At 47.6% G+C, this 1731-nt stretch carries 2 protein-coding genes; both read right to left on the bottom strand.

Annotation, left to right across the window (positions count from 1 at the left end; genetic code table 11):
* Positions 1-895, bottom strand: an 895-nt coding sequence (locus tag VIP81_RS24480; RefSeq protein WP_331967526.1) for an STN domain-containing protein, incomplete at its 3' end; no start/stop codon positions are given.
* Between the two features lie 314 nt (positions 896-1209).
* The coding region (locus VIP81_RS24475; RefSeq protein ID WP_331967524.1) for a FecR family protein at positions 1210-1731 on the bottom strand (522 nt) is incomplete at its 5' end.

The following is a 1731-nucleotide window of genomic DNA, read 5'->3' as shown; positions in this document are numbered from 1 at the left end:
CGGCATCTTTCAACACAGAAATATTTTCGATATCGTTGGGGTTGATGGAGTTGATATCATCTACCGGTACGCCGTCGAGGATGATCAGTGGAGCGGCGCCGGCATCAGAGATAGTGGTAATACCGCGCACCCGGATTTGCGCTACCGCGCCTGGAGCATTGTTGTTTCGCGTCACCATTACACCTGGCATAGCACCCTGCAAAGCCTGTGAAATCTGCGTGGTTTTACGGGAGGCCACGGCATCGCCTTTTACAGTAGCTACTGCGCCGGTGAGGTCGCTCTTTTTCACCGTACCATAGCCGATTACCACCAGTTCGTCGAGGGCGGTATTGGCTGCTTTGTTCAGACGCACATCCAGTTTATATTGTCCATGTACGGTGAGTTCCTGTTTATCGAAACCAATATAGGAAAAAAGGATTACGGCCCCATCGTTGACACCGGCCAGTTTGTACTCTCCCATTTCGTTGGTAACGGTGGCATTGGACGTGCCTTTCTGGACTACCGTTACGCCGGGCAGCGGTGTGCCGGTATCGTCCGTTACCCTGCCGGTGAGCGTCATTTGCACGGTCAGTAATTTCAGTATAGGCGGCAACGTGAGTACCACCTGTTTTTTAATGGAAATAGTTTTGTCTACAATAGAAAAACTAAGCTCCTGCCCGTTCAATGCTTTGGCCAGCAGTTCTTCCAGGGGCACCTCCTGCATAGACAAGGTAACCGGGTGGCTGTTTTTAAGCAAAAAGTTATCATAGAATACCACGTATCCTGTTTGTTTTTTGATAGCGGCAAAAACCGTTTTAAGTGATACTTCTTTCCCGGAAAAACTAACCGTTTGGGAAAGCCCCGTAGCACTTACATTGAGGAAGACGACGGTCAGAAACAGAAACGTTAACTTCATAGCTAACAGTGTTTTGGTTGAGCATAGCGAGCGATGCCCGGGAGCCTTTCTGCGGGGCCTGAAAATGGCGGCCCATGGAATAGAAACAGCTTTCCGGCTGCAAAGAGCGTTACAAGTAATTTGCATACATTTGCATTGTTTGGTTGAGTGAATAAGGAGTCTTCGCCGACTTTTTTTGTTCATTGCTATCCAGATGCCGCCGGAAATATTACCAGTATTTCCGGCTTTTATTTGCATAACAAGTGAGATACCGCAGCCTTGGGAGCTACGGCGTGGAATTGGTTTTTATAACTGGAATTTGTGAAACGTGGTTTTTACTTCAATACTGTAATATTTTTTCCATCGATCTTAAATTTAACATCATTCGCTTCCAGGATGCTTAACACTTCCGACAAAGGCAATGAGCGTTGTATCCCGCCACCAAAGCTTCTTTTAGGAATAGCGCCTTCATAGTTCACTTTCACGTCGTACCATTGTTCCAGTTGTCGCATCACCGTGGGCATATCTGCATCTGTAAACTGGAAGAAGCCATTTTTCCAGGCAATAATTTCATCCGTATCAATATTATTAATCACCGCTAATGCCCCCGCACGTGTACGGGCTTGTTGCCCCGGCTTCAGCACAACGCCCGTATTCCCGGTAGCTACTTTTACGGCCCCATCTATCAATGTGGTGCTGACAGCGGCGTCTTCGGAGTAGGCATTCACGTTAAATCGTGTACCCATCACCGTAATATCTGCCCCACCGGCTACTACTTTAAAAGGCATATTGGCGTTGGCAGCCACTTCGAAATATACTTCCCCGGTAATCGTCACCTTTCTTTCGTTGCCTGTGAA

Source organism: Chitinophaga sp., assembly GCF_036566945.1.
GTDB lineage: Bacteria > Bacteroidota > Bacteroidia > Chitinophagales > Chitinophagaceae > Chitinophaga.
This window is presented reverse-complemented; position numbering and strand designations above follow the sequence as displayed.